Genomic DNA, 26,350 nt, shown 5'->3' with positions numbered 1-26,350 from the left:
ATCACACCAATAGGGCCGCGGTGGCGAGGCCCGTGCCCGCGACCGCGACGGCCGCCCCGGTCAGCAGGAACCGCAGCGGCGGCACCCGCAGGCCGGCCGCGCGGCAGCGCTCCCACCACAGCAGCGTGGCGAGGGACGCCCACGGCACGGCGAGCGGCCCGACGTTGACGCCGACGAGCAGCGCCAGCAGCTGCGTGCGCTGACCTGCCTCGATGCCGCGTTCTCCGGCGATGTACGCGGGAAGGTTGTTCACGACGTTGGCGAGGCCCATCCCGGTGGCGGCGGACCGGAACGCCCCGGCGGCGCCGCCCTGGTCGCCGATGAGCGAGGCCGCGAACCGGTCCAGGCCGTGCGCGCCGAGCGTCTCGACGACCAGGAACATCCCCGTCACGAAGACCAGCAGCCGCCACGGGAGCAGGCCCGGCCGCAGCGCCGCGCGGTCCCGCAGCGCGAACGCGCCGGCGACCACGACCGCGGCGGCCCCGGACGCCAGCCACAGGGGCACCTCGATCAGCACGCCCGCGACGAACACCAGGCACGCGCCGAGCGCGACCCGGAACAGCACGGGGTCCCTGGGCCGGTGCGCCGGAGGCGGCGCGAACCGTCGGGGCGTGCGCCGCCAGTACGCGAGCCACAACGCCAACGCGGTGACACCGATCGCCGCCAGTTGCGGCAGCCACATCCGTCCCGCGAACGCGACCGGCCCCAGCCCGACCCGTCCGGCGGCGAGCAGGTTCGTCAGGTTGGACACGGGCAGCAGGAGGCTCGCGGTGTTGGCCAGCCACACGGTGGTCACGGCGAGCGGCAGCGGCGGCAGGCCGAGGCGCCGGGCGAGGGCCAGCATGACCGGCGTGAGCAGCACGGCGGTCGTGTCCAGGTTGAGGGTGACGGTGGTCAGGGCCGCGAACCCGACACAGACGCCGAAGAGCGCGACGGTCCGCCCGCGGGCGAGCGTGGCGAGGCGGTCGGCGAGCACGTCGAACACCTCGGCCTGCGCCGTCAGCTCCGCCAGGATGATCACCGCCCCGAGGAACGCGAGCAGCGGCGCGATCCGCCGCACCGTCGCCTCCGCCTCGGTCACCGGCAGCAGGCCGGTCGCGACCGCGACGCCACCGGCGGCGAACAGCCCGATCCCGACCCAGTCCAACGCATGCAGCCGCCTCATCGCAGGTGATCTTCGCACCGCGCTGATCTGCGCGCACCTCGGGTCAGCCCCGGCGCGCGGCGGCGTCCTCGCTCTCCGGCTCGGCCAGCGACGCGTTCGTCCAGCGCAGCGCCGACAGCATGTCCTCGGCCAGGTCGGGGACCACGGCGGTCGCGGCGTCCCGCTGATACGTGCGGACCTCCGTGAGCACCGCGCCCAGCTGCCCCCGGCCGTGCACGACGGCCTCCGCGACGTCCTCGGTGAGCGGCAGCTGGTCGGTGAGCTCGCTGGCGGGGCGGCCGAGCAGGTCGCCGATCGCCGACAGGAGGCCGACCGTGAACGCCGCCGGGCCGGGTGCGCCGCGCCGCTCGGCGACCGTCTGGCACATGCGGGCCCGCAGGACGGCGTCGGTGAGCTGTGCCTCGTCGCCGTCGGCGAAGTCGGCGACCATCATCAGCGTCGCCCACTGCCGCACCTGCGGGATGCCCAGCATGACCACGGCCTGGAAGATCGAGGAGACCGGCTGCGGCAGGCCGTTGGAGACGGCGTTGACGCCGCGCAGGACGCGGACGGCGAGCGCCGGGTCGCGTTCGATGGTCTCCACGGCCCGGTCGAGGTCGACCTCGTCGGCGGCGAGCTCCGCGAGCAGCCGCATGCGGGCCAGCCGCGACGGGCTCAGCGTGTGCGTGGTGATGAGGTGCGGCCGGCTGAGCACGTGCCCCTGGAAGAGCTGGAACTGCAGCTTGCGCGCCAGGTCGAGCAGCTCCTGCGTCTCGACCCGCTGGGCGACGAGCCGGATCCGCGGGAACCGGCGGCACTGCCCGGCGATCGCGCCGATCGCGGCCCGGTCACCGGCGAGCATGTTGACCTTCACGTAGTGCGCGAACGGCAGCAGCCTGGCCCGGGACGCGTCGCCGGCGAAGTCGTCGACCGCGATGCGGTGGCCCTGCTCGACGAGCCGCCCGACGCCGTCGAGCACCTCGTCGTCGACGGCGACGTCCGCCATCAGCTCCAGCCCGACCGACCCCGGCGGGAACGGCAGCGGCAGCTCCCCCACGATGAACTCGCGGGTCAGGTTGATGAAGCAGCGCCGGTCGCCGACGAGCTCGGTGATGCCGAACGCGGTGAACGCCTCCACGATCACCCGGCTCGTCGCGGCGCTGTCGCGGACCGAGGCGTGCATCGCCTCCGGGCCGTCGCGGAACAGCAGCTCGTAGGCGGCGACGTGGCCGTGCCTGTCGTAGAGCGCCTGCCGGCCGATGTGTACGGGTCGCGTGCTGTCCACGTCCGCCTATCGGCAGGTCGCGCCGCCGGTTGCGCGTTTTACGGCGTCGCCGGGCGGGTCCTGGGCGCGATGATGTGGCCGGTGTACGCGACGGCGTCCAGGTAGGCCAGGGCGGTCTCCTCCACCGGCACCGGCGCGGCCAGCAGCATCGGCAGGTCGGACGCCTCGTATGCGGCGACGAGCGACAGCAGCTCCCCGAGCGGCCCGACCCCGTCGACGAGGGCCTCGGTCACCTCGTGGCTGAGCGACAGGCGCAGCGCCAGCTCGGCGGCGCGCTGGCCGAGCAGCTCGGCGACGGCGGAGACGAGGCCGACGGTGAACGCGGGCTCCGGCGGCACCCCCATCCGCTCGGCGATGTTCTGGCACATGCGGGCCCGGGTGATCGCGCCGCTCAGCTGCGACGCGCCGGGGTCGTCGAGGTCGCTGACCAGCATCAGCGTGGCCCAGTCGCGAAGCCGGTCGACGCCGAGCAGCAGTACCGCCTCGTGGACGGAGGACACCTTCACCGGCAGGCCGAGCGCGTCGGCGTTCGCGGCCGCCATGAGCCGCAGGCTGAGCGCCGGGTCGCTGGTGACCAGGCCGACCACCCGGTTCAGCGGGATGCCGGGGCCGACGAGGAGGCTGAGCAGCTCGACCCGGGCCAGCCGCGACGGCGACAGCGCGGTGGTCGAGACGACCTGCGGGCGGCCCAGCACGTACCCCTGGAAGAGGTCGAACCCGAGCCCCCTGGTGTGCTCCAGCTGCTCCTGCGTCTCCAGGCGCTCCGCGACGAGGGTGAGGCCGGGGTACTTGCGGCAGCGCTCCACGGTCGCGACGAGCTCGTCCGGGGGCGTCTCCAGCACGTCGATCTTCACGTACGCGGCCAGTTCGAGCAGCGGCTCGTGGCCCAGCCCGAACACGTAGTCGTCCAGGGCGATGCGGTACCCCTGCGCGACGAGCTTCCCGACGGCCTCCACCACGACGTCGTCGATCGTGACGGTCTCGAGGATCTCCAGCACGACCTGCTCGTGGTCGAACGGCAGGGGCAGGTCGCCGACGAGGAACTCGCGGGTGAGGTTGACGAAGCACAGCCCGCGCCCGCACAGGGGCTCGATCCCGATCTCGGTGAAGGCGGTGATGAGGACGCGGCTGGTGGCGTACGCGCCGCGCTCGTCGGCCGCCACCGCCCCGGCGTCGCCGCGGAAGAGCAACTCGTAGCCGTGGACGTCACCGTGCCGGTCGAAGATCGGCTGACGTCCGACGTGCACTGCGCCGGAAGGGGGGAACATACCGCACTCATCGACTCCGGCGGCGCGACACTGACCCCTTTGCCGCGGAAATGTTCCGCTTCAGGCCGCGCCGGCCATGGCGTGGATCTTCCAGCCGTGGTCCGGGAAGCCGGCGGCGTCGGCGACGTGGGCGCTGGCCGTGTTCGCCGGGTCGTGCAGGTAGGTCGCGACCGCGCCGCCCGCGACGATCCGCCGGGTGGCCTTGGCGACGAGCCGCCGGGCCAGGCCCTGCCCGCGGGCCCGCTCGTCGGTGCCGACGGAGATCTCGACGCCGGAGACGTCGTGCGGCTTCAGCCCGACCCCGGCCAGGTAGGCGCCGCCGGCGTCGCGGGCGATGAGCACCTCGCCCGGGAACGGCCGCAGCCAGTCGGGGATGCCCGGGCCGTCCGCCGGCTCCCACTCCCCCGCGTCGGGCAGCTCGGCCGGCGCCTGCGACCAGCGGAACACCCCGGTGAAGCACACCTGCTCCGGGCGCCCCAGCAGCCCCGGCAGCCGCGCCAGAAGGTCTTCGAGGGGCATCCGCGCCAGCAGCGCGGCGACCTCGTCGCGATGCACGGGCGGCACGGACAGCACCCCGCGTCCCGCGGCGTCGGTCACCCCGAGCATGAGCTGCTCGGCGCCGTCCCAGCGGGGCTTGTCCCGCGCCGGGTGCCCGACGACCGTGATCCCCTGGTCCGGTGCAGGCCACGCGCCGAGCCAGACCTGCAGGAACCTCGCCAGCACGCACGCCTCCGCGGTAAAAGATCGAGAGCCCAGGCACATCCTAGGCTCTCGATCTTCAATCGTTCAGCCCACGAAGAGGACTTCCTGGACTTCGGCGGTCACTCCAGAGGCGAAGTTGCGCTGGACCTGCGCCGCCTCGGCCGCGCTCGGATTGGCGTTGGTGCAGGACACCGGCGCGCTGCTGCCCGACATGAGGTCCGAGCACAGCCCGGTCCTGCGGTCCGGCAGGCCCAGGATGTGGCCGAACTCGTGCGTGGCGATCCGCAGCTGGTAATAGCCGTCGTTGACCGCCTCACGCCCCATGTACCAGCGCCCGTTGCCGAGACTGGTGGTGTACGTCCTGGGCCAGCCGTTGTCGGCGTAGACCCGGATGTTGGGCGTCCGGCCGGCGGTGACCGGGACCAGCCGGACGTTGCTGACCTTGCCGTTCCAGAGGGTGGCCGCCTGGTTGACCACGGCCACGAACTCCTGCGCCTGGCTCGCGTCGTAGTAGAGGGTACGGGTGGCCGCGTGCGCGGGGACCGCGCCGACCAACTGGACGCCGACCAGCGCCGCAATGGCGAGCAGCACGGTGGCGAATCTGCGTCTGACCATGCCGCTCAGGCTAGGTTACATCGCTCAGCATCGATATATACCAGACTGCCCATACTGCTTTCAGCTTTCAGCAACCAAGGGCAGGGGAACCCCGAGCCCGAAGATCGAAGGACGACCTTGGCCGCCCGGACGACCACCACACGACTTGGATCACAGCAGACGGCAGCGACGAAGGCGACCGGAGACCACCACCGCGGCCACACACGGAGCCGAACCACGCCGCGAACCCCGAAGATCGAAGGACGGATCGGGCCGGCCACGCGGCCAGAGCCGGCCTTCGATCATGGCGGGGATGGGAGGCGGGACAGAAGGGCCATACTGGCCGCTGTGGCGTATGTCTGGCTCCTGGACGTCGACGGGGTCGTCAACGCCCGCAAGCCGCCGTGGCACGCCGCCCCGTTTCATGGGCGCGCGTACGCCGACGGGGTCGGCTGGCCGATGCGCTGGGCGCCGGCCCTGACCACCCGCATCCGCCGCCTGCACACCTCCGGCGCCGTCGAGGTCCGCTGGTGCTCCACCTGGTGCCCGTGGGCGGACCAGCTGGAGCGCCTCTTCCGCCTCCCGCCGCTGGCGTGCGCGTTCACCACCGCGGCCGACGCGCCCGCCGCGAAGCTGGCCGCCGCCCGTGCGGTCCTGGCCGGCGGCGACCACCTGGTCTGGACCGACGACGACGAGGTCCCGGCCGGCGGGCCGCTGCTGGACGAGCTCACCGCCGCCGGCCGCGCCCTGCTGATCCGGCCGGAGGCCCGCCGCGGCCTCACCCCGGCCCACCTGGACGAGATCGAGGCCTTCGCCAAGCCGTGATCCGGCGCGGACGCGGTTTCCCGCCTTTGGCCTACGGCCATAGGCTCGCCGCCCCACCGCTGCGCGGCGGGTCCCGCCGGGGGATTCTCACCCCGGACCCCCAATGCTCGCTACGCGCTGGCTGGGACCCGCTCACGCGGCATCCAGCGGCCGGCCGCCGCGACACCTGACCTGACCACCCGCATCCACCGCCGGCACCTCCGGCACCGTCGAGGTCCGCTGGGACTCCACCTGATACCCGTGGGCGGATCAGGAGGAGCGCGCCTCCCCCACAGCCTGACGGAGGACGGCGTCAGGCGCGGACGCGGGCGCTCGCCGGGTCGTACAGTGGCCGCAGCGACGCCTTGAGGGGGTGTTCGCGGTCCGCGACCACCACGGTCAGCGGGGCGGCGTCCAGCCAGGCCTGGTCGAGCGGCGAGGTGCCCGCGTCGAGGAACGCGAGGCCGACGGCGCCGCCGAGGGTGTGGCCGTAGGAGGCGGCGCGCACGTAGCCGACGTCCCGGCCGTCGCGGCGGACCACCTCGCCGTGGAAGAGCAGCGCGGACGGGTCGGTCACGAGGATCTGCACCAGGCGGCGCGACGGCGGCCCCGCGTCGCGCACGGCGAGCAGCGCGTCGCGGCCGATGAACGACGGCTTGTCGAAGGCGACCGCGAAGCCGAGGCCCGCCGACAGCGGGTCGTCGGTGTTGTCGATGTCGTGGCCGTAGTCGCGGTAGCCCTTCTCCAGGCGGAGGCTGGCCAGCGCCTTGAGGCCCGCGTGCCGGAGGCCGAACTCGGCGCCGGCCTCGACGAGCCGGTCGTAGACGTGCACGGCCTGCTCGGTGGGGATGTAGAGCTCGTAGCCGAGCTCGCCGACGTACGTGATGCGCAGGCACAGCACGCGGGCGTAGCCGATCTCCAGCTCGCGGGCGCCGCGGAAGGGCATCGTCACGTCCGTGTCGCTGACGGCCGCCAGCAGGTCGCGCGACCGCGGGCCCTGCACGTTGAGCTGGGCCCACCCGGAGGTGACGTCGGTGACGACCGCGCCGTGGCGCCGCAGGCGGGTCAGGACGTGCCGGTGGGCGGTGTCGGAGGCGACCACCCAGAAGCGGTCCTCGGCCAGCTCGGTGACGGTGAGGTCGGCCTCGATCGTGCCGCGCTCGTTGAGCCACTGGGTGTAGGTGACGAGGCCGCTGCCGGTGACCCGGTTCGCCGACAGCCGCTCCAGCACGGCGCCGGCGTCGGGGCCCTGGACGAGGAACTTCGCCATGAACGACATGTCCATGAGCGCCACCCCCTCGCGCACCGCCCGGTGCTCGGCCGCCCACTGCGGGAACCACGACGGGCGGGACCAGGACGGCACGGGCTCCGCGGTGACGCCGTACACGTCGGGCATCTCCCAGCCGGAGACGTCGCGCAGGTGCGGCGACAGCCCGGCGAGCCGGTCGTGCAGCGGGGAGCGGCGGGCGCCCCGGGCCGACCGCATCGCCTTGTCGGGGTAGTGCGTCTTGTACACCGTGCCCAGCGCCTCGACGGTGCGCTCCGAGCGGTACCGCAGGTTGCGCTGGTACGGCTGCAGCCGGTCGATGTGCATGCCGGTCACGTCGACGTCCGGCTCGCCGGCGGCGATCCAGTGCGCCAGGGCGCGGCCGATCCCGCCGCCGGTGAGGATGCCGATCGAGTTGAGTCCGGCCGCGACGAAGTACCCGCGCAGCTCCGGGGCCTCGCCGAAGATCGGCGCCAGGTCGGGGGTGAAGCTCTCCGGCCCGCAGAAGAACGTGCGGACGCCGGCGGTCGCGGTCACCGGGATGCGGTTCATCGCCGCCTCCAGGTAGGGCGCCATCCGGTCCCAGTCCGGCGGCAGCGTGCCGAAGGAGAAGTCGTCCGGCACCCGATCGACGCTCCACGGCGCCGCCTCGCCCTCGAACAGGCCGATCATCAGCCCGCTGCCCTCTTCGCGGAAGTACCCGTAGGCGCCGGGGTCCTCCAGCACGGGCAGCCCGGCGTGGACGCCGTCGATCGGCTCGGTGATGAGGTAGTAGTGCTCGGCGGCCTGCAGCGGCACGCTGACGCCGGCCTCCTCGCCGAGCTGCCGCGCCCACATCCCGGCGCAGTTGACGACGACCTCGGCCTCGACGTCACCGTACGGCGTCCGCACGCCGGTCACGGTGTCGCGCTTGCGCAGCACGCCGGTCACCGGGACGCCTTCGAGCACCCGCACGCCGCGCTGCCGGGCGCCCTTCGCCAGGGACATGGTGACGTCGACGGGGTTGGCGCGGCCGTCCTCGGCGACGTAGAAGCCCGCGAGGACGTCGTCGACCCGCGCCAGCGGGAACAGGTCGAGGACCTCCTTCGGCGAGATCTCGTGGACGTCGACGCCGAGGTGCCGGTTGAACGCGGCCACCCGCCGGTACTCCTCCAGGCGGCCGGGGTCGGCGGCCAGCTCGATGAACCCGCACTGCCGCAGCCCGGTGGACAGGCCGGTCTCCGCCTCGAGCGACGCGTACAGGTCGCGGGTGTACTGCCGCATCCGCGTCGAGGTCTCCGACAGCGACCCGAAGGTCACCATCAACCCGGCGGCGTGCCAGGTGGTCCCGGCGGTCAGCCGGTCCCGCTCCAGCAGCAGCACGTCGGTGACGCCCTCCTTCGCCAGGTGGTAGGCGACCGACGTGCCGATCACCCCACCGCCGATCACGACGACGCGGGCCCGCTGTGGAAGCTGCATCCTGAGAGACTAAGCGGATGGTGGTCGTCGTGATCGGGGCGGGCGTGGCCGGGCTGGCGTGCGCCCGGGCGCTGCACGACGCGGGCGTCGCGGTCCGCGTCCTGGAGCGCGCCGCGGCCCCGGGCGGGCGGCTCGGCGGCGACGTCCTCGACGGGCGGCCGGTCGACCTCGGCGCCGCCTACTTCACAGTGTCCGACCCCGGGTTCGCGGCGGTCGTCTCGCGGTGGCATCGCGCCGGTCTGCTGCACCCTTGGTCCGGGGATTTCACGGTGTACGGCACGCCGCCCGCCTCCCCGCGGCCGGCGCCGGTGCGGTGGGCCGCCCCCGGCGGGCTGGCCTCGCTCGCGGCGGATCTCGCCGTGGGGCTTAACGTCACCTGTGGGGAAGCTGTCAAAGACCTGACAGTTCTCGGCGGCACGGTCGTCCTGGCGATGCCGGCGCCGCAGGCGGCCCTGCTCCTGCCGGCCGCCGCGCCGCTCGCCGAGGCCCAGGACTGGCAGCCGTCCCTGGCCGTCGCGCTGCGCTACCGCCGCCGCTGCTGGAAGCCGCTGACCGGCGCGTTCGTCAACGATCACCCCGTCCTCACCACGGTGTGCGACGACGGGTCCCGTCGCGGCGACGGGGCTCCGGTGCTGGTGGCGCACACCACACCGGCGTTCGCCATCGAATCGGCCGTCGCGGACGTTGAGGCGGCCGTGAGGGAGTTGCTGGAACTGCCCGACGCCGCGGTCTCCGTGGCCGCTCGGCGCTGGCCGGCGGCCCGCCCCACCCGGCCCTCGGAGTCCGCGTTTGCGCAGGTGGATGGCGTGTTCCTGGCCGGCGACGGGTTCGGCCGGCCGCGGGTCGAGGCGGCCTGGCTGTCCGGCCGCGCGGTTGCCGCCGCGACAGTCGGAAACCAGAATCCGAAAACTCCACGAACGGCCAGCCGGCCGAGGTAGCCTCGTGGGCGCCAACGCTGTTGATATGTCCACAGTGGACCGATTTGGTCCCGGCATTATTCATTCATGTCGGTCGGGGAACACATCCGAGGCCGGCGGCGTTCGTTACACAACCACAGTCACCAAGAGAGGGTGAACGCCATGGCCATCAGCACCGACTACGACGCGCCACGCCACCCCGTCGGCACGGACCTCGCCGAGGACAGCCTCGAGGAGCTCACCGCCCGGCGGGCCAATGCCCAGTCGCCGTCCGTCGACGTCGACGACAGCGACACCGGCTTCGAGCTGCCCGGGGCGGAGCTTCCCGACGAGGAGCTCACCGTGCCGGTCGTGCCGATGCGGCTGGACGAGTTCCGCTGCTCCAGCTGCTTCCTCGTGCACCACCGCAGCCAGCTGTCCCGCGAGAAGAACGGCGCTCCCGTCTGCCGCGAGTGCGACTGAGTCCGGAGCTGCCGGAAGGGCGTGACAGTTGCGAGTGAGGTCCCTGGTCGTTCAGGGGCGGCGGGCCGGCACCCGGATCCGGGTCAGGTCCTCCGCCACCACGACCTCACCATCGAACACACCCGACGCCTCCTCCGCGAAGCGCGTCGGGTCGTCGTACCGCTGCGAGAAGTGGGTGAGCACGAGCGTGCGCACCCCGCACTCGGCCGCGACCCGGGCCGCCTGACCAGCCGTCAGGTGCCCGTGCGCCGCGGCCAGACCGGCGTCGGCGTCCAGGTACGTCGACTCGATCACCAGCAGGTCGGCGCCGTCGGCCAGCGCGTACACGCCGTCGCACAGGCGGGTGTCCATGACGAACGCGAAGCGCTGACCTGGTCGCGGCACGCTGACGTCCTCGACGGCCACCGCCCGGCCGTCGACCGTCACGCTGCCGTCGCGCTGGAGCGCCCCGACCGCGGGCCCCCGCACGCCGTGCCGCTCGAGCAGGTCGGGCAGCATCCGCCGGCCGTCCGCCTCGACGAGCCGGTAGCCGTAGGTCTCGATCCCGTGGTCCAGCTGCCGCGCTTCCAGCACCCAGTTCTTCCCGGTGGCGATTTGTCCGCTTTTGTCCACCTTGATCGGATTTATCGTAGCGGCGTCGTAGAAAACGGACGCGTGCCGCAGGCGGTCGAAGTACACCTGGCCGCTCGCCGGGAAGTACGCCTCCACCGGCCGGGCCGCGTTGTCCAGGGAGATCCGCTGGATCACCCCCGGCAGGCCGAGGCAGTGATCGCCGTGGAAGTGCGTGACGCAGATGCGGGTGATGTCGCTCGCCGCCACCCCCACGCTCGTCATCTGCCGCTGGGTCCCGTCACCGGGATCGAACAGGATGCCTTCCTCGTCCCAGCGCAGGAAGTACCCGTTGTGGTTCCTGGCCTTGGTCGGCACCTGGCTGCTGGTCCCCAGCACGACGAGCTCACGCATCTGGGGACCTTACAGTTGGCGGATGGTCGATGACTCCAAATTTGCGCTCGTGCTGGGCGGGGGCGGCGTCACGGGCGTCGCCTGGGAGATCGGGATGATCGCCGGGCTGGCCGCCGCCGGGGTCGACCTCACCGGGGCGGACCTGGTCGTGGGCACCTCCGCCGGCTCCGTCGCCGGCGCCCAGATCACCAGCGGCAGGCCGCTCGAGGAGCTGTACGAGCGCCAGCTCGCCCCCGCCACGGGTGAGATCGCCGCCCACTTCGGCGTCGGCACCATGCTCCGCTACGCGTCGGCCGGCCTGCGCCCCGGCGACGACCGGCAGGCCCTGCGACGGCTGGGGCACGCCGCCCGTGCCGCCGACACCGTGCCCGAGCAGAGCCGCAGGGACGTGATCGCCGGGCGGCTCCCCAGCCACGACTGGCCGGACAGCCCCCGGCTCCTCATCACGGCCGTCGACACCGAGACCGGCGAGGAGGTCGTCTTCGACCGCGACAGCGGCGTCGACCTCGTCTCCGCCGTGACGGCCAGCTGCGCCGTGCCGGTCGTCTGGCCACCCGTCACCATCGCCGGTCGCCGGTACATGGACGGCGGCTCGCGCTCCGCGGCCAACGCCCACCTCGCGCGCGGGTACGACCGCGTGGTCGTCCTCGCCCCGACGACCACGTCGCTGCGCCGCTCCGGGCGGGTCGCCACCGAGCTCGCCGGGCTCGGCCCCGCCGTCCGCTCCGCCGTGGTCACCCTCGACGCCGAGGCGAGGGCCTCCATCGGCCGCAACGTCCTGGATCCCGCGAAGCGCGCCACCGCCGCCCAGGCCGGCCGCCGCCAGTCCGCCACCGCCCTGGCCGCCGTCACGGCCGTCCTGCCTGACTGACCTCTGATTGACCGGCCAGGCGGCGGCCGGCCGGTCAGCCCGCGGGTGCGACCGGGGCGGTGCCGCAGATGAAGTGCGGCTCCGGGTCGTAGCGCCAGGAGAAGCGCTCCCGGCGCAGCTCCTTGCCGTCCTGCTTGAACACGCGCCACGCCTCCTGGGTGAAGCCCGGCAGGCCGTCGGTGGGATTGCAGTCGGTTTCGCGGAGGTACGTCGTGGGCGGCTGGACCATCTTCGTCCGCGGGCCGTACTCGAGGGCGATGTCGTAGCGTTTGGTGCCGTACAGGGTGACCGTGACCGACGTGTCGGTGGTGGCGGTGTCGATGAGCACCCCGGTCGGGGAGTCGTTGCGGAAGCGCAGGTCCAGGGACGGGTACACGACGGTCGCCTCGATCACCGACGGGTAGCGGTCGAACCAGTACGTGTGCGGGCGGTGCTCCACGTCCTGCAGCCCGGCGTAGAAGACCGCGTTGAACAGGGTGGTCGCGACCTGCGACACGCCGCCGCCCGGTGAGTTCTTGATCTTCCCGTCCTCGATGCCGGGGGCGTCGACGTAGCCCTTCGCGTGGGTGCGCTGGCCGACGTGGCCGTTGAGGGAGAACGTCTGGTCCGGCAGGACGACCGCGCCGCGCAGGGCCTCGGCCATGGTGCGGATGTTGACGACGCGGGGCTGCCCGGCGACGAACTTCGTGGTGAAGGTCGACAGCTGCTCCTTGACGCCGAGCGCGCCCAGCTGCGCCGCGGTCACGGCGGCCGGCTTGGCCGTGAGCCCCACCTCGACCCGTCGTGGTGTCGCCGACGTCCGCAGGACCGCCAGGATCGCCGGGCTCGCCGCCACCAGGTCGGCCTGCTGGCCGTCGACCTGCGGCCGCACGACCGGCCGGCCCCGCTCGACGGTGAACGTGGCGTCGGTCGCGGCGACCTCGACCTTGCCGAAGGCCGGCACCGCCTTGCGCAGGGCGGCCACGTCCAGCGACGGCTGGATGAGCCCGTCGGCGTCGGACTCCAGCTTCAGCGCCGCCGCGATCGCCGTCGCCGGGACGGTGACCTCGCCCCTTGGCGTGGCCACGACCAGCGGTGCGGCGACGGCGGGCGTCGCCAGCTCGCCGAGCAGCCGGTCGACGTCGGCCTTGGTGCTGCGTGGCACGAGGTCCACGACCGGGAAGTCGACGGTGCCGCGGCGCAGCCAGCCCGCCTCCATGATCGCGCCGACCTTGTGCCGGTCGATGCCGCGGCCGCTGACCGGGTACACGGCGACGGGCTGCTGCTTGTCGAAGCGGACCGCGGGCAGGACCGGGGCGTCGCCCTGGGTGCCGAGGTGCGCCATCAGCGCCTCGTAGAGGCGGGTCGCGTCGGTGCGGACGACGGGGGCGACGCTGATCCCGCCGTGCAGCCACGCGAACGGGCCGGGCGTCGCGGCGACGGCGCGGTCGACGGTCGCCTCCACGTCCAGCGCCAGCCCGACGGCGGCGGGGTCGACGGTGGCGCCGGCCGTGCCGACGCGGACCGCGACCGGGGCGGTGACCCGCTGCCGGAGGGTGTCGCGCAGCAGCCGCACCGCCTCGCCGCGGGAGTGGCCGCCGAGGTCGACGCCGAGGACGTGCACGCCGCGGTCGACGTCCTTCGCGTACGTGCTGACCGCCGTCACCACCGGCACCACGACCACGAGGGTCAGGGTCGCCGCGAGACGCCGCCGCCGGCGGGCCCGCGCGCGCCGCACGATCGGCGGCACGACGGGGCGCTCCTGCGGCGCGGTGGGAGCCAGCCGGCGCAGCCGGGACAGCAGGTCCGTTGCCATACAACGAACAATGCCCGATTTGTACTGTCTGTCTGGCTCGATCGGCCCCGATGTCCCCCAACGTGTCACTGTGATGGCGGCGCGTACTGCGGATATGCCGATCTCGGCCCGGGTCGCCGACCGGCAGCGACACTGATGGGCCTCGCTGGCAGGATGTACGGGTGCGGCAGTTCCGGACGTTGGCCATGCGTGTGCGCTCGCCTGAGGCGAGTGCCGCGATGACCCATGCCGCGCGCCGGATCGGCCTGCCCGTCGCCCAGCTCCCCGGCGACCCCGCCGAGGTGACCGGTTTGCGCTCCGCCGACGGCGTGGCCTGGCGGGCGGCCGGCGGCTACCTGACCACCCTCATCGCCGGCGGCGTCGACATCCGCCTGCACGGCGCCAACCCGAGCTGGTTCGCCGGCCTCCCCCGCGACGTCACCGGCCGCGACGTCAGCCTGGTCACCGTCGGCGAGGCCCCCGACCTCGTCGGCCCCCGCCCCGCGGTGGCGAAGCTCGCCGACGAGAAGCACCCCGCCTTCTCCGCCGCCTGGGTCCGCGACGCCGACGACCTGCGCAACCGCCTGCGCAGCGCCCGCCTGCCCGCCGACAGCACGCTGATCATCATGGACCACTGGCTGGATCTCGCCTCCGAGTACCGCGTCTTCACCATCGGCCGCGAGCCGGTCGCCTGGTCGCCGTACGTCGTGGAGGGCGAGGAGTGGAGCCCGACGCTGCGCCACCACCGCGCCTCCTGGCACGACGAGGCCGCCACGTTCGTCGCCCTGATGCTGGCCGCCCTCCCCGACGGCGACGTGCCCCCGACCGCCGTCATCGACGTCGGCCGCACCGACGCCGGCGACTTCGCCGTCCTCGAGGTCAACAACGTCTGGAGCTCAGGCCTCTACAGCTGCGACCCCGACGGCGTCCTCCGCGCCGTCCTCGCCGCCAACGACCCCGACTGCGCCCCCCGCTGGCGCTGGCAACCCGCCCCCGCCCTCGGCGCCTGAGCGGCCCGCCCTTCCCCGGACGCCGGGCGCGACGCCTTGCGGTGGACGCTCAGGCGCGGTGGAGGCGGCGGACCGGGTGGATCAGGAGCAGGGCGGCGCAGACGCAGACGGTCACCGCGGTCGACAGGTACAGCAGGTCCAGCGGGGGGACGACGGTGGAGACGGGGCCGACCAGGGCCTGGCCGACCGCCACGCCGGAGACGGAGCCGGCGACCTCGTAGGCGGTGACGCGGTTGAGGACCTCGGGGGCGACGAGGGTCTGCACGCTGGTGGACCACATCACCGACCAGAAGGCCCATGAGACGCCGCCCAGGAGGTGGCCCGCGATCAGGAGCGGCAACGGTGGTTGCAGGGCGACCGACAGCGGGATGCAGGCGAAGCCGATCAGGCCGGCGGCGCCCGCGGCGAGCGGGCGGGCGGGGCGCAGGCGGATGGCGATGAGGCCGCCGAGGACGGTGCCGCAGCCGAGGCCCGCCATCGTCCAGCCGTACGCGGCGTCGCCGAGGCGGTCGCCGATCAGGCGGGAGCTGAGCGGGATGTACGGGCCGAACACGAACACGCCGAAGAACAGCCAGACCACGATGACCGACCACATCCAGCTGCGGGAGCGGAACTCGGTCCAGCCGCGGCGCAGGTCGTGCAGGACCGTCGAGCCGATGGTCCGGCCGGCGGCGCCGGTGGGCGCCCGGCCGATCAGGGCCAGGCACGCGCCGCTGAGCACGAAGGTCGCGGCGTCGACCGCGTAGACCGCGCCGGGGCCGGTCAGCGTCATCAGCAGGCCCGCGAGGACCGGGCCGCCGAGCTGCGTCGCCGCGTCGGCGATCTTGAGGGTACCGTTGGCGCGCTGCGGGTCCGTCGCGACGAGCGGGACCATGCCGTTGACGCCGGGCTGGAACATCGCGGCCGCCAGGCCGGCCAGGGCCGAGGTCGCCAGCAGGAGCCAGAGGGGCGGCGTACCGGCGAAGAACGCGATGGCGACCACACCCTGCGTGGCGGCGCGCACCACGTCGGCGCCCACCATCATGGTCCGTGCGCCGATCCGGTCGGAGAAGACGCCGCCGAACACCACGAAGAGCACGAACGGCGCCGTCCAGACGGCAAGAACGTACCCAACACCCGACACGCCGTAGATCGCCCCGACGGCGAGCGCGGCGGCGACCGGCATCATCGCGTCGCCCAGCAGCGACACCACCCGCGCGCCGAAGTAGTACGTGAAATCCCTGTTCCAAAGGGGTTTCGTGAGGACGGGCTCCGCCAGGACGGCGGTCATCGGTAGCACTCCATGATCACCCATTCTTGCCGCGGCGCCACGGGTGCACAGGCGTCCGGCGCGACATCATTGGGTACATTCGTGCCATGCGTCAGCGGGTGGTGGCCCTCCTCGGGCAAGGGCAGGAGCTGTATCCGGTGACCTGCGCGTCGGCCGTCTTCGGCGACCACGGGCCCGACATCCCGCGGCACTACGAGTTCGAGCTGTGCACCGAGCACCCCGGCCCGGTCCGCACCACGATGGGCGTCGACATCGTCGTCGAGCGGGGTCTCGAGGCGCTGGACGACGCCGGGACGATCCTCATCGCCGGCTGCCCCTCCCCGTCGCTCACCCCCGCCACCTGCGACGCCGTCCTGGCCGCCCACACGCGGGGCGCCCGCATCGTGGCGGTGAGCTCCGGCATCAAGCTGCCGGCCCACCTCGGCCTGCTCGACGGCCGCACCGCCGCGGCGCACTGGGAGATCACCGGCTGGCTCGCCCGCAACTACCCGAAGGTCCGCGCCGACGGCACCGTGCTCTACGTCGACCACGGCGACGTCGCGACCGCCGGCGCCACCGCCACCACGCTCGACCTGTGCCTCAACCAGGTCCGCCGCGAGCACGGCGCGGCCCTCGCGATGCGCATCGGCCGCCAGTTCGCCGCCGCCCCGCAGCGCGAGGGTCACCAGCGGCAGTTCCCGGCCCTGCCGACGACCGGCCCCGTCCCCGACTCCCTGGCGCCGCTGCTGGACTGGATCGCCGCCAACCTCGACCGCCCACTCACCCTGGCCGACATGGCCACGAAGTCCGGGATGTCCGCCCGTACGCTGAACCGGCACTTCCGCGAGCAGCTCGGCATCTCACCGGGCCGGTGGCTGCTCGACCGGCGCATCGCGAGCACCCGGGCGCTGCTCGAGGAGACCGACCTGCCCGTGGAGACGATCGCCGAGCGCGTCGGCCTCTCCTCGGCGGTCAACCTCCGCCGCCGCTTCCGCAGCGCCGTGAACACCACCCCGGCCGCGTACCGCCGCGCCTTCCGCTGACCTGCCTTACTCACACATGTGGGAGCTGTCAATGCCCCACCGCTGGTGGTTCGAGATATGAAAACCGCTCCGAGACAGTTGGTGGCGGGCGGTGACGGTAGGAGGATGGCCTCGACACCAGCGAAAGTATCGGGGGATATCGCGTGTCTGCCTTTCGGATCTTTGTGCCGGCGCTGACGTTGCGCGCCGAGAAGCCGCCGCAGTCTCCGTGGAGCTTCCGCGTCCCGTGATTTCTTGATCGACCTCCTGCACTCCGTGTCGAGGTTCCGCTCACTGTTGCCCTGATGGCGGGCAGTGGCGCGGTGTATTCACGTGCGCGAAAGGGCCTGACCGCATGCCAAGATTCGGCAATAGTACATTGATGTCTATCGATAGTGATGTATTAGATCTCTGCGGTATCGGGCTCGGGCCTTCGAACCTGAGTCTGGCCGCACTGCTCGCACCGCTGGACGACGTGGAAAAGGTTTTCCTCGAGGCCCGGCCGTCTTTCTCCTGGCATCCCGGGATGCTGCTGCCCGGTGCGCAGCTGCAGGTGTCGTTCCTGAAGGATCTGGTGACGACGGTGGACCCCACCAGTCGCTACTCGTTCCTGAACTTCCTCGCCCAGCACCAGCGCATGTACCGCTTCCTCATCGCCCGGCGCGACGCACCGGTCACCAGGGAGGAGTTTCAGCAGTACTACGCCTGGGTGGCGCGGAGCCTGCCGTTCGTCCGGTTCGGGCAGCGGGTCGGCGCGGTCGAGCACGACGGCGACAGCTTCGTCGTGCGCGTCGGCCAGCAGCGGCAGGTCCGCGCCCGCAACCTCGTCGTCGGCGTCGGCCACCAGCCGTTCGTGCCCGCGTGCGCCACCGGGCTCGGGCCGCAGGTGATCCACGCCAGCGAGTTCGGCACGGCCGACCCGCCGACGGCGGGCCGGCGCGTCGTCGTGGTGGGCGGCGGCCAGAGCGGCGCCGAGATCGTCGACCACCTGCTGGGCCGCGGGGACGAGCTGCCCGTGCACATCACGTGGGTCGCCCGCCAGCACGGGTTCCTGCCGCTGGACGACTCCGCCTTCGCCAACGAGTGGTTCAACCCCCAGTTCGTCCACCAGTACTTCCAGCTGCCCGACCAGGTGCGCCGGCGGCTGCTGGAGCGGCAGCGCACCGCCAGCAACGGCATCTCCGAAGGACTGCTGGAGCGCATCTACCGCCGCCTCTACGAGGTCGACTACCTCAGCGCGGCACGGGTCGCGTATCGCCTGCGCACCTCGACCGAGCTCGTCGGGCTGACCAGGACGGGCCAGGGCCTGCGGGTCACGCTCGACGACCTGATCTCCCGGCAGCGCGAGACCCTCGACGCCGACCTGGTGGTCCTGGCGACGGGTTACCAGCATGTGGTGCCCGACTTCCTGCGACCGCTGCTCGGCGCCGACGACCTCGCCGACGTCAAGACCAACCTGGACTACAGCGTGCGCTGGAAGGGCGCCGCGCTCGGCGCGATCTACCTGCAGAACGGGGCCGAGCACACGCACGGCATCGCCGATCCCAACCTCAGCCTGGGGCCGTGGCGCAGCGCCACCATCGTCAACAGCCTGCTGGGCCGCGAGGTCTACCGCACCGGCGCCGCGGAGTCCGCCCTCTGGCCGGCCGCCGGTGCCGCGGGCTCATCCGCAGACGGAAAGGAAGCACCGTTGATCGTGTCACTGGCCAAGGAGCTGACGGAGCGCACCGACGAGGGCGACGAGCTGCACCTCATCGACCTGACGTCCGCGACCGACCTGCCCACCGCGCCGTTCCAGGCGTCCTGGTGGACGGTCAGCCCGGGCAGCGCGACCCAGGTGGACCGGCACGACGCCCACGAGATCTGGCTCGTCAGCGCCGGCGTGGGCCGCTTCACCTGCGGCGACGAGACCGCCGAGGTCCGCGGCGGAGACGTGCTGAGGATCCCGCCGGACACCGCACACCGCATCGAGAACCATGGCACCGAGGTGCTCAGCGTCTACTCCGTCTGGTGGGGCTGAGCGGTGCGCGGCCACCGGGACCTGGTGATCGTCGGTGCGGGCATGACGGGAGCGCTGGTGCTCGAGCGGTACCGGCGGATCCACCCTGACGCGTCGGTGCTGGTCCTCGACCGTTCGACGGCCGCGGCCGGGGCGACCGGCCGCTCGGCCGGCGTGTGCGTGCCGCTCGGCGGGGTGCCGGGCAGGACGCCGCTGGTCGGCCCGGCCCAGGCGTACTTCGCCGGCGCGGCCCGGTGGCGGGAGACGGGGCTCGTGCGTCCGCTCGAGGTCTGGTTCGTGCTGCGACGCCACAACGTGCCGGCCTTCCTCGACGCGTGGCAGGGCGGGCCGCTGCGGCCGGTCGCCGCGCAGCGGGTCGCCACCGTCCGCGAGCGCGCCGGCGACCTGCGCGTCGACCCCGACGAGGCGGTGCTCGCCTCCTCCGGCGACTGCTACGCCGTGGACGCCGCCCGGCTCACACGTGCGCTGCTCGACCTCCATCTGAACGGTCCGGGTTCGGCGCTGTGGGAAGGGAGCGAGGTGGTCGCCATTTCGCCGGAGCCGGGCGCGGTGCGGGTGGTCCTGGCTTCGGGGCACGCCGTGCACGCCCGGGCCGTGGCCGTGGCAGCAGGCGGCTGGTGCCCGGTGTGGCCCGGCGCGGCACCGGCTCAGCCCGTGAAGCGCGTCGCCGCCCTCACCGTGGACCACCCCGGCGACGGCCTGCCGATGCTCGACTTCATCGACGACGAGCTGTTCATCCTGCCCGGCGAAGCGGGCCTGACGGTGAGCTTCCGGCGGGAGTCGTTCGCCGTCCCCGGCGCCCCGCTCGACCCGACGGTCACCGCCGCCGACCTCGACGAGGGCCGGCGCGCCCTCACCAGGCGCAGCCCGGCACTGGCCGCGGCGATCGTGGGCGCCCACGTCGGCCACGACGCCTATCCGCATGACGGCGCACCGGTGGTGACGGTCACCGCGGCGGGCCGGGTGGTCGACGCCCGCGGCATGGGCGGCTCGGGCATCCGCCTCGGCCCAGCGGTCGCCGACCGGGTCGTCGCCGCCCTGACCGGCGCCTTCCCGCCACCTGCGCCGCCGCCCGCCGCACCGCCGCCCGCCGCACCGCCGCCTGCCATGCCGTGGGCCGCTGCACCGCCGCCCGCCGCACCGCCGCCCGCCGTGCCGACCGCGTCCGCGCCTGTCCCGGCGGCCGTCGTTCCAACCACCGCCACACCGGAAACAGTCCGGTCGGCGGCCACGCCCACCGTGCCGGCCGCCACCACACAGACACCCGTCGGGCCAACCACCGCCACACGGGGAGCAAGCCTGCCGGCCACACCCGCCGTGCCGGCCGCCACCACACTGACGCCCGTCGCAGCAACCGTCGGGCCAACCACTGCCGCACCGGAAGCAAGCCTGCCGGCCACACCCGCCACCACACAGACGCCCGTCGGGCCAACCACCGCCACATGGGGAGCAAGCCTGCCGGCCACACCCATCGCGCCGGCCGCCATCACTCAGTCGCCCGTCGCAGCAACCGTCAGGCCAACCACTACCGCACCGGGAGCAAGCCTGCCGGCCACACCCATCGCGCCGGCCGCCATCACTCAGTCGCCCGTCGCAGCAACCGTCAGGCCAACCACTACCGCACCGGGAGCAAGCCTGCCGGCCACACCCATCGCGCCGGCCGCCATCACTCAGTCGCCCGTCGCAGCGGCCGTCGGGCCAACCACCGCCGCACCGGGAGCAAGCCTGCCGGTCACTCCCGCCGTGCCGGCCGCCACCGCGCAGTCACCCGTCCCCTCGACCGGCGCTGCGGCGGGGTTTGTTGTGCCGCCCCCGGTCGCTTCGGCCGCCACAGTCGCGGTGGGCATCGGCGAGGTGGGCGTCGGAGCGGTGGGCGGTGGCGCGGCCGGGATCGTTGTGGGGGTTCGGGATGTTCGGTGAGCTGCGCCGCCAGTACGCGAGCCGGTCGCGGCACCTGGTGCTGGCCGGGTATCCGACGCCGAACGGGCCGCTGCACCTCGGGCACATCGCGGGGCCGTTCCTGCGAGGTGATGTGCTGCGACGGTACCTGCGCTCGCGCGGGCACGACGCGCTCGCGGTCGGCACGTCCGACTCGTGGGAGTCGAACATCCTCTTCACCGCGGCGAAGGAAGGGCGCGACCCGATGGTCGTGGCCGGCGACTACCAGGGCCGGATCACCGCGGCACTGGCCGACTTCGGTGTCGTGCAGGACGACTACCTCGACGTACACGCGGCGCCGCACCGTGCCGAGCACCGGCGCTACAGCGACGCGCTGGTCCATGCCCTGGACGCCGAGGGACGGCTGCGGTTGCGGGCGGAGCGGCTGTGGTTCGACGCCGCCGCCGGGCGCCCGCTCGTCGGCTGCTGGCTGAGCGGGAAGTGCCCGAAGTGCGCGGCGCCGGCCACCGGCAACTCGTGCGAGGAGTGCGGGACCTGGTTCGGCCCGGCGGACCTGCGCGAGCCCGCGCCGCGAGCGGTGCCGGGCCTGCGGCCGGGCCAGGGGGCGACGCTTTCGGCCGTCACCGTCACCAGCGCGTTCGCCGCCCCGGCGGCCGGGATGCGGGCCGAGCGGTGCGCCGAGCGGATCGGCCAGGTCGACACGTACCTGCCGATCGTGGAGGAGTACCAGCGGTGGAACCCGGCAGGCATCCGGCTGACGTACCCGATCGGCTGGGGCGTGCCGTGGCCCCTCGCCGGCCCGGATCACGGGTCCGTGCACTACAGCTACGGCACCGGCCTCGTCGCGGCGAGCAAGGTGATCGGTGACTTCGCGGCCAGCCGGCACGGGGTGCCGAATCCGATGTCGGCGGGCTCCGACGTGATCACGGTGGCCGCCGGCGGGCTGGACGCCGTCATGCCGTGGCTGGTGCTGCTCGGGCTGACGACCCGCGGGCTGGACTTCCGGCCGTTCGACTTCTTCCTGTTCAACCAGTTCCTGGACCTGCACGGGGCGAAGTTCTCCACGTCCCGGCGGCACACGATCTGGGTCGGCGACTACGTCGCGGCCGGGCTCGACGTCGACTGTGCCCGGCTGTACCTGGCGAGCCTCAGCCCGCTGACGAAGAGCCAGGACTTCCGCTGCGACACGTTCGCCCCGTTCGCCGCCGGGTGGGCGGAGCGGCTCGACCGGGTCGTGGCGGACCGCTCGGCCGCGCTGGTCGAGGGACCGCCGGCGACCCCCGCGGAGACGCCGGGTGCCGTCGAGGCGCTCGCCGCCCAGGACCGTTGCCTGCGCCTGCCGGTCACCGACCCGGCCGCGGCGGTGGGTGTGCTCGGCGACTGGGTCGACCGGCTGGCGGCGTCCGGCGGCGGCACCGGTGGGCGACCGCACGACCCGGGCACCGCCTGGTCGCAGCTGTGGACGCTCGCGGTCCTCGCCGCACCGCTGGCACCGGGCTGGGCGGGACGGCTCTGGGCCGCGCTCGGGCTCGCCGGCGACCCGGACGTCCACACCACGTCCGGCGAGGCGTGCTGGCGGCCGGGGCGGTACACCGGCCTGCGCCCGCCGGCCGAGGCCGCGGTGCGGTTCCTGATGGACAACCCCTCCCTGGGCGGCTACCCGGACGCCCCGACGCCATCCGATGCAAAGGCGGTCCCGCAGTGACATCCAGCGTGATGTTCGTCAATCTCAGGCCGTACCAGCTCGAAGCCAACGCGGTGCTGCTCGCGGCCCGGCGGGCCGGGCTGCGGGTGGCGCTGCTCGCCGACCGGATCCCGCGCGGCACGGTGATGTCGCTGGTCGACGACGTCGAGCTGGTGGACACGTTCGACGTGCCGGCGGCCCGGCGGGCGGCCGCGGCGCTCGTCCAGCGGGCGGCCGTGCGCGGCGTCGTGACCTGGTCGGACCGGGACGTGCGGCTGGTCGCGCGGATCGCGGAGGACCACGGCCTGCCCGGGTTGCGGGACAGCGCGGCCCGCCTGGTGCGGGACAAGCACGCCGGGCGGCGGGCCCTCGCCGACCGGCCCGACCTCATTCCCGCGTTCCAGCTGGTCGACGGCGAGGAGAGCCTCGCCGGGGCGATCGCGCGCATCGGCTTCCCGGCGGTGCTCAAGCCGCTGACCGGATCCGGCAGCAAGGGCATCTTCGAGGTCGCCGACGAGGCCGGCGCCCGCCGGGCGTGGGACGTCTTGCGGCGGTACACCACCGGGTCGGGAGACCCGATGTTCGCCGGGACCGAGCGCCGCTGGCTGTACGAGGAGTGCCTCGACGGCACCGAGCACAGCGTCGAGGGCCTGGTCCAGCACGGGGAGGTCCGCCTCGTCGCGGTCACCGACAAGGTCACGACCGCGCCGCACCACATCGAGGTCGAGCACGTGCAGCCCAGCGCGCTGGGCCCGGCCGCGCTGGCCTCGGTCGGCGAGCTGACCCGGGCGGTCGTGGCCGCGTTCGGGATGGACGACTGCGCGTTCCACCTGGAGTGCAAGGTCGACGGCCGGGGCCGCGCCCGCCTCGTGGAGATCGCCGGGCGGGCCGGCGGCGGCATGATCGCCTCGCACCTGGTGCCGCTCGCCACCGGCGTGGACTACTGCGCCGACATCGTCCGCGTCGCGACGGGGAGCCCGATGGCCCCCGCCGGCGCCCCTTCCGGCATCGTCGCCGGGGTCCGGTCCGCCTTCGCCCGGACCGCCGGTGAGATCGACGAGGTCACCGGCTACGGCGCCGCGCTCGCCGTGCCCGGCGTCGTCCAGGTCGCGGTGCTGCTCGGCGCCGGCGACCGGGTGAAGCTCCCGCCCGAGGACTTCATGAGCCAGCGGGTCGCGACCGTCATCGCCCAGGCCGGCGACCGCGAGGAGCTGCGCGCCAACCTGGTCGCCGCCTGCGACCACCTGCGGGTGCGGCTGCGCGACCCGGGGCGGGACGAGACGCTGGAGGAGGTGGCCGCGGGCTGGGACCGGCTGCAACGCGTGCGGGCCATGGACGAGGCGCGGGCGGCCGTGCTCGGGCCGGGCTTCGTCGGGCAGCACAGCAACGTCACCCCGCACTACGTGCGGGCCCTGGCGGAGCGCCTCGGGCTCGGGCCGGGCTCCCGCGTGCTCGACGCGGGCTGCGGCACCGGCGGGCTCAGCCTCGCCCTGGCCGCGGCCACCGGCTGCGAGGTGGTCGGCGTCGACCTGAGCCCGGCGGCGGTCGAGGTGGCCACCGAACGGGCCGCGGGGCACCCCGGCGGCCCACGGACCACGTTCGTCGTCGGGGACCTGGGCGAGCTGAGCGGGTTCGGCGACGAGTTCGACGCGGTGCTGGCGTTCGGCTCCGGGTACTGGTCGGCCCCCGAGACCGCGGTGCCGCGGTGGCGGCGGGTCCTCCGCGGCTCCGGCAGTGCGGTGCTGCTGCTCACCCGGATCCTCGCCGACCGGTCCGACCGGGACCGCGAGGTGGACCTGCAGCCGGGCCTGTTCCTGCCGCACGCCGACTGGGAGGGCGTCCTGGAGAAGGCCGGGTTCACCGTCGCGACCGCCGACCGCACCGACATCGACGGCCTGTACTTCCGGGCGTACCTCGGCCGGCTCCGCGAACGGGAGGCGGCGTTGCGCGCGGAGATGGGCGACGAGGACGGCGCCGATTACATCGGGATGTTCGAGCAGTTCCTGGCGTACCACGACGCGGACCTGCTGCGCCGGTGGGAGATCGTCGCGACCCTGCGGGACGTGGCATGACCGCCGCCGAGCTGCTCGTCCTCGACCTCGACGGGGTCCTCGTGGAGAGCCAGGGCGCGGAGTCGCGGGCGCTGTGGGAGCTGGCGTGCCGGGCCGGGGCGGCGCTGACGCTCCAGGAGGCGGAGGTCGAGTTCCGCGGCAAGAAGATGGCCGACTGCGTCACCTTCGTCGAAGGCCTGATCGGCGCCCCCGTCGAGGACGGGTTCGTGGCCGCGGTACGGGCGCGCTGCGAAGAACTGACCCGGGAGAGCATGCGCCCCGTCGACGGGGTCGCCGACGCGCTCGAACGCATCGACCTGCCGATGTGCGTCGCGTCGAGCAGCCCGGCGGCGATCATCGAGCAGCGGCTGCGCGCCACCGGGCTGTGGGCGCGGTTCGCCGGGCGGGCCTTCTCCGCGTACGAGGTGGGCAGCTGGAAGCCGGACCCGGGCCTGTTCCTGCACACGGCCGCGGTGTTCGGGGTGGCGCCCGCGGCGTGCGTGGTGGTCGAGGACAGCCTCGTCGGTGTGCGGGCCGGGCTCGCCGCCGGCATGCGCACGCTCGGGTACGCGGACGGGCCGTACGCGGACCTGCTCGCCGCGGAAGGCGTGCCGACGTTCGACGACATGCGGCAGCTGCCACGACTGGTGTCCACACCCGCCCGACCAGAACCCGCCCGACCAGAACCCGCCGGGACAGCACCCGCCGGAACGGGACTCGGCGAGACCGGAGGTGCCCGGTGACGGAGCCGATGCCCCGCCTGCTGATCGTCGGTGCCGGCGACCTCGCCGGTCAGGTCCTGTACCAGCTGGCCCGCGACCTCCGGCCGGTCGCCGTCACGCTCGGCGGCCGTCGTGACGCAGAGGTCCGCGGCAAGGTCAACCTCGCCCGGCTGGCCGCGCTGCAGGTCGGCCGGCAGCCCGTCGTCGACGGCCGCAGGGTGGACCTCGACGACGTCGACGCCACCGCCGAGACCATCGCCGCGCTGCGCCCCGACGTCATCTTCAACACGGCGAGCCTGCAGTCGTGGTGGGTCATCGGCACCCTGCCGCCCGCGGCGTTCCAGCGCCTGTACCGGGCGAACTTCGGCCCCTGGCTGCCGATGCACCTGACGCCGGCGCTTCGGCTGATGACGGCCGTGCGCCGGTCCGGGGTCAGGCCCGTCGTGGTCAACGCCGCGTACCCCGACGCCGTCCACCCGGTCCTGCACACGGCCGGGCTGGCGCCCGACGCCGGCATCGGGAACGTGGCCAACAACGTGCCGGCGCTGCGGCTGATCGCCGCCGAGCGGCTCGGCGTGCCCGTGCGCGACGTCGGCGTGCGGTTCGTGGCGCACCACTACGTGAGCCATCACGTCTCCCGTACCGGCGACGCCGAACCAGACACGTTCCGGCTGCAGGTGACCGTCAAGGGTGCGGACCGCACCGCCGACGTCGACGCCGGCACGCTGTTCCTGCCGCTGACCAGCAGCCACCGCCGGCTCGGCGGGATGGCCGGGCAGCTGATGACGGCCGCGTCGGCGCTCAGCGTGCTGCGGCCGCTGCTGCACGGCGACGCCGCGCAGGCCCACGCGCCGGGGGTCGGCGGGCTGCCGGGCGGATATCCGGTGCGCATCGGCCACGGCGCGGTCGTCCTCGACCTGCCCGCGTCGGTCGGTCTCGGCGACGCCGTCGCGGTGAACGAGGCCGGGCAGCGCCGCGACGGCATCGACCGGATCCGCCCCGACGGCACGGTGGAGTTCACCGAGGAGTCGGCCGGGATCATGCGGGAGTCGCTCGGGTACGACTGCCGCACCATGCGGCTGGCGGACTGCGCCGACCACGCGCTGGAGCTGGGCGCCCGGTACCAGGAGTACGCGGCCCGCAGCGGCCAGGACCGGACGGCCGCCCCGACCGCGGTCGGCTGA

The 26,350-nt window shown here is 73.7% G+C and carries 21 protein-coding genes; 12 read left to right on the top strand and 9 right to left on the bottom strand.

Going from position 1 to position 26,350, the window contains the following annotated elements; all coding sequences use genetic code 11:
- Position 1: 1 nt before the first annotated feature.
- The 5 genes from AB0I21_RS15650 to AB0I21_RS15630 all read right to left on the bottom strand — a co-directional run bounded on the left by AB0I21_RS15650 (position 2) and on the right by AB0I21_RS15630 (position 5,014).
- Complete coding sequence (locus AB0I21_RS15650) at positions 2–1,165, bottom strand: SLC13 family permease (protein ID WP_360561627.1); 1,164 nt, start codon at positions 1,163–1,165, stop codon at positions 2–4.
- Positions 1,166–1,208: 43 nt separating this feature from the next.
- Positions 1,209–2,429 (bottom strand): HDOD domain-containing protein, encoded by a 1,221-nt coding sequence (locus AB0I21_RS15645; RefSeq protein WP_360561625.1) that lies wholly within the window; start codon positions 2,427–2,429, stop codon positions 1,209–1,211.
- 38 nt (positions 2,430–2,467) lie between these two features.
- Positions 2,468–3,697, bottom strand: a complete 1,230-nt coding sequence (locus tag AB0I21_RS15640; protein WP_360561623.1) for an HDOD domain-containing protein — start codon at positions 3,695–3,697, stop codon at positions 2,468–2,470.
- A gap of 60 nt (positions 3,698–3,757) precedes the next feature.
- A complete protein-coding gene (locus AB0I21_RS15635) occupies positions 3,758–4,420 on the bottom strand; it encodes a GNAT family N-acetyltransferase (RefSeq protein ID WP_360561621.1) in 663 nt (220 codons plus the stop codon).
- A 63-nt stretch (positions 4,421–4,483) separates the two neighbouring features.
- Positions 4,484–5,014, bottom strand: coding sequence for a snapalysin family zinc-dependent metalloprotease (locus AB0I21_RS15630; RefSeq protein ID WP_360561620.1), 531 nt, complete (start codon positions 5,012–5,014; stop codon positions 4,484–4,486).
- 327 nt (positions 5,015–5,341) lie between these two features.
- Here AB0I21_RS15630 and AB0I21_RS15625 point away from each other — a divergent pair, with 327 nt between their 5' ends.
- Complete coding sequence (locus AB0I21_RS15625; RefSeq protein WP_360561618.1) at positions 5,342–5,818, top strand: hypothetical protein; 477 nt, start codon at positions 5,342–5,344, stop codon at positions 5,816–5,818.
- Positions 5,819–6,110: 292 nt separating this feature from the next.
- Here the strand turns inward: AB0I21_RS15625 and AB0I21_RS15620 are convergent, their stop codons facing one another.
- The gene (locus AB0I21_RS15620; protein WP_360561617.1) at positions 6,111–8,522 is read right to left on the bottom strand and encodes an FAD-dependent oxidoreductase; all 2,412 of its coding nucleotides are present in this window, start codon (positions 8,520–8,522) and stop codon (positions 6,111–6,113) included.
- Positions 8,523–8,539: 17 nt separating this feature from the next.
- Between AB0I21_RS15620 and AB0I21_RS15615 the strand changes: the two genes are divergently transcribed.
- Both AB0I21_RS15615 and AB0I21_RS15610 read left to right on the top strand, forming a co-directional pair.
- Positions 8,540–9,460 (top strand): FAD-dependent oxidoreductase, encoded by a 921-nt coding sequence (locus tag AB0I21_RS15615; protein WP_360561615.1) that lies wholly within the window; start codon positions 8,540–8,542, stop codon positions 9,458–9,460.
- Positions 9,461–9,607: 147 nt separating this feature from the next.
- Positions 9,608–9,901 (top strand): DUF4193 domain-containing protein, encoded by a 294-nt coding sequence (locus AB0I21_RS15610; protein WP_344500656.1) that lies wholly within the window; start codon positions 9,608–9,610, stop codon positions 9,899–9,901.
- A gap of 51 nt (positions 9,902–9,952) precedes the next feature.
- Here AB0I21_RS15610 and AB0I21_RS15605 read toward each other — a convergent pair whose 3' ends face one another.
- Positions 9,953–10,864 carry a ribonuclease Z gene (locus AB0I21_RS15605; RefSeq protein WP_360561613.1) on the bottom strand — a complete coding sequence of 304 codons (912 nt, stop codon included), beginning with the start codon at positions 10,862–10,864 and terminating at the stop codon, positions 9,953–9,955.
- Between the two features lie 22 nt (positions 10,865–10,886).
- Between AB0I21_RS15605 and AB0I21_RS15600 the strand changes: the two genes are divergently transcribed.
- Positions 10,887–11,735 carry a patatin-like phospholipase family protein gene (locus AB0I21_RS15600; protein ID WP_360561612.1) on the top strand — a complete coding sequence of 283 codons (849 nt, stop codon included), beginning with the start codon at positions 10,887–10,889 and terminating at the stop codon, positions 11,733–11,735.
- 34 nt (positions 11,736–11,769) lie between these two features.
- Here the strand turns inward: AB0I21_RS15600 and AB0I21_RS15595 are convergent, their stop codons facing one another.
- Positions 11,770–13,530 (bottom strand): VanW family protein, encoded by a 1,761-nt coding sequence (locus AB0I21_RS15595; protein ID WP_360561611.1) that lies wholly within the window; start codon positions 13,528–13,530, stop codon positions 11,770–11,772.
- Positions 13,531–13,748: 218 nt separating this feature from the next.
- On the opposite strand from AB0I21_RS15595, the gene AB0I21_RS15590 reads away from it, so the two are divergent.
- The gene (locus AB0I21_RS15590; protein WP_344498246.1) at positions 13,749–14,519 is read left to right on the top strand and encodes an ATP-grasp domain-containing protein; all 771 of its coding nucleotides are present in this window, start codon (positions 13,749–13,751) and stop codon (positions 14,517–14,519) included.
- A 49-nt stretch (positions 14,520–14,568) separates the two neighbouring features.
- Here AB0I21_RS15590 and AB0I21_RS15585 read toward each other — a convergent pair whose 3' ends face one another.
- Complete coding sequence (locus AB0I21_RS15585; protein ID WP_360561609.1) at positions 14,569–15,789, bottom strand: MFS transporter; 1,221 nt, start codon at positions 15,787–15,789, stop codon at positions 14,569–14,571.
- 86 nt (positions 15,790–15,875) lie between these two features.
- Here AB0I21_RS15585 and AB0I21_RS15580 point away from each other — a divergent pair, with 86 nt between their 5' ends.
- The 7 genes from AB0I21_RS15580 (at position 15,876) to AB0I21_RS15550 (ending at position 26,350) form a co-directional block, all read left to right on the top strand.
- Positions 15,876–16,811 (top strand): helix-turn-helix domain-containing protein, encoded by a 936-nt coding sequence (locus AB0I21_RS15580; protein ID WP_360561607.1) that lies wholly within the window; start codon positions 15,876–15,878, stop codon positions 16,809–16,811.
- 334 nt (positions 16,812–17,145) lie between these two features.
- Positions 17,146–18,810: a SidA/IucD/PvdA family monooxygenase gene (locus AB0I21_RS15575; RefSeq protein WP_360561605.1), complete on the top strand. Its 1,665-nt coding sequence runs from the start codon at positions 17,146–17,148 to the stop codon at positions 18,808–18,810.
- Positions 18,811–18,852: 42 nt separating this feature from the next.
- Positions 18,853–20,730: a hypothetical protein gene (locus tag AB0I21_RS15570; protein ID WP_360561603.1), complete on the top strand. Its 1,878-nt coding sequence runs from the start codon at positions 18,853–18,855 to the stop codon at positions 20,728–20,730.
- On the top strand, positions 20,720–22,414 hold the full coding sequence (locus AB0I21_RS15565; RefSeq protein ID WP_360561602.1) for a class I tRNA ligase family protein: 1,695 nt from the start codon (positions 20,720–20,722) through the stop codon (positions 22,412–22,414). The genes AB0I21_RS15570 and AB0I21_RS15565 overlap by 11 nt, the downstream gene beginning before the upstream one ends.
- Entirely contained in the window at positions 22,411–24,465 is a 2,055-nt protein-coding gene (locus tag AB0I21_RS15560) for an ATP-grasp domain-containing protein (protein WP_360561600.1), read from the top strand. The genes AB0I21_RS15565 and AB0I21_RS15560 overlap by 4 nt, the downstream gene beginning before the upstream one ends.
- Positions 24,462–25,187: an HAD-IA family hydrolase gene (locus AB0I21_RS15555; protein WP_360561598.1), complete on the top strand. Its 726-nt coding sequence runs from the start codon at positions 24,462–24,464 to the stop codon at positions 25,185–25,187. The genes AB0I21_RS15560 and AB0I21_RS15555 overlap by 4 nt, the downstream gene beginning before the upstream one ends.
- Positions 25,184–26,350 (top strand): hypothetical protein, encoded by a 1,167-nt coding sequence (locus tag AB0I21_RS15550; RefSeq protein WP_360561596.1) that lies wholly within the window; start codon positions 25,184–25,186, stop codon positions 26,348–26,350. Before AB0I21_RS15555 ends, AB0I21_RS15550 begins: the two co-directional genes overlap by 4 nt.

The sequence above is a fragment of the Dactylosporangium sp. NPDC050588 genome (genome assembly GCF_040654975.1).
In the GTDB taxonomy this organism is placed as follows: Bacteria; Actinomycetota; Actinomycetes; order Mycobacteriales; family Micromonosporaceae; genus Dactylosporangium; species Dactylosporangium maewongense.
The sequence above is the reverse complement of the archived record's forward strand: the minus strand, read 5'-3'. Positions and strand labels throughout refer to the sequence as shown.

Excerpts from the sequence above, each read along its gene's own strand:
- AB0I21_RS15565 (WP_360561602.1), top strand. The coding sequence starts at position 20,720 with ATGTTCGGTGAGCTGCGCCGCCAGTACGCGAGCCGGTCGCGGCACCTG.
- AB0I21_RS15555 (WP_360561598.1), top strand. The coding sequence starts at position 24,462 with ATGACCGCCGCCGAGCTGCTCGTCCTCGACCTCGACGGGGTCCTCGTG.
- AB0I21_RS15620 (WP_360561617.1), bottom strand. The coding sequence starts at position 8,522 with ATGCAGCTTCCACAGCGGGCCCGCGTCGTCGTGATCGGCGGTGGGGTG.
- AB0I21_RS15615 (WP_360561615.1), top strand. The coding sequence starts at position 8,540 with ATGGTGGTCGTCGTGATCGGGGCGGGCGTGGCCGGGCTGGCGTGCGCC.
- AB0I21_RS15585 (WP_360561609.1), bottom strand. The coding sequence starts at position 15,789 with ATGACCGCCGTCCTGGCGGAGCCCGTCCTCACGAAACCCCTTTGGAAC.
- AB0I21_RS15605 (WP_360561613.1), bottom strand. The coding sequence starts at position 10,864 with ATGCGTGAGCTCGTCGTGCTGGGGACCAGCAGCCAGGTGCCGACCAAG.
- AB0I21_RS15630 (WP_360561620.1), bottom strand. The coding sequence starts at position 5,014 with ATGGTCAGACGCAGATTCGCCACCGTGCTGCTCGCCATTGCGGCGCTG.
- AB0I21_RS15580 (WP_360561607.1), top strand. The coding sequence starts at position 15,876 with ATGCGTCAGCGGGTGGTGGCCCTCCTCGGGCAAGGGCAGGAGCTGTAT.
- AB0I21_RS15595 (WP_360561611.1), bottom strand. The coding sequence starts at position 13,530 with ATGGCAACGGACCTGCTGTCCCGGCTGCGCCGGCTGGCTCCCACCGCG.
- AB0I21_RS15650 (WP_360561627.1), bottom strand. The coding sequence starts at position 1,165 with ATGAGGCGGCTGCATGCGTTGGACTGGGTCGGGATCGGGCTGTTCGCC.
- AB0I21_RS15570 (WP_360561603.1), top strand. The coding sequence starts at position 18,853 with ATGACGGGAGCGCTGGTGCTCGAGCGGTACCGGCGGATCCACCCTGAC.
- AB0I21_RS15590 (WP_344498246.1), top strand. The coding sequence starts at position 13,749 with ATGACCCATGCCGCGCGCCGGATCGGCCTGCCCGTCGCCCAGCTCCCC.
- AB0I21_RS15640 (WP_360561623.1), bottom strand. The coding sequence starts at position 3,697 with ATGTTCCCCCCTTCCGGCGCAGTGCACGTCGGACGTCAGCCGATCTTC.
- AB0I21_RS15600 (WP_360561612.1), top strand. The coding sequence starts at position 10,887 with ATGGTCGATGACTCCAAATTTGCGCTCGTGCTGGGCGGGGGCGGCGTC.
- AB0I21_RS15575 (WP_360561605.1), top strand. The coding sequence starts at position 17,146 with ATGCCAAGATTCGGCAATAGTACATTGATGTCTATCGATAGTGATGTA.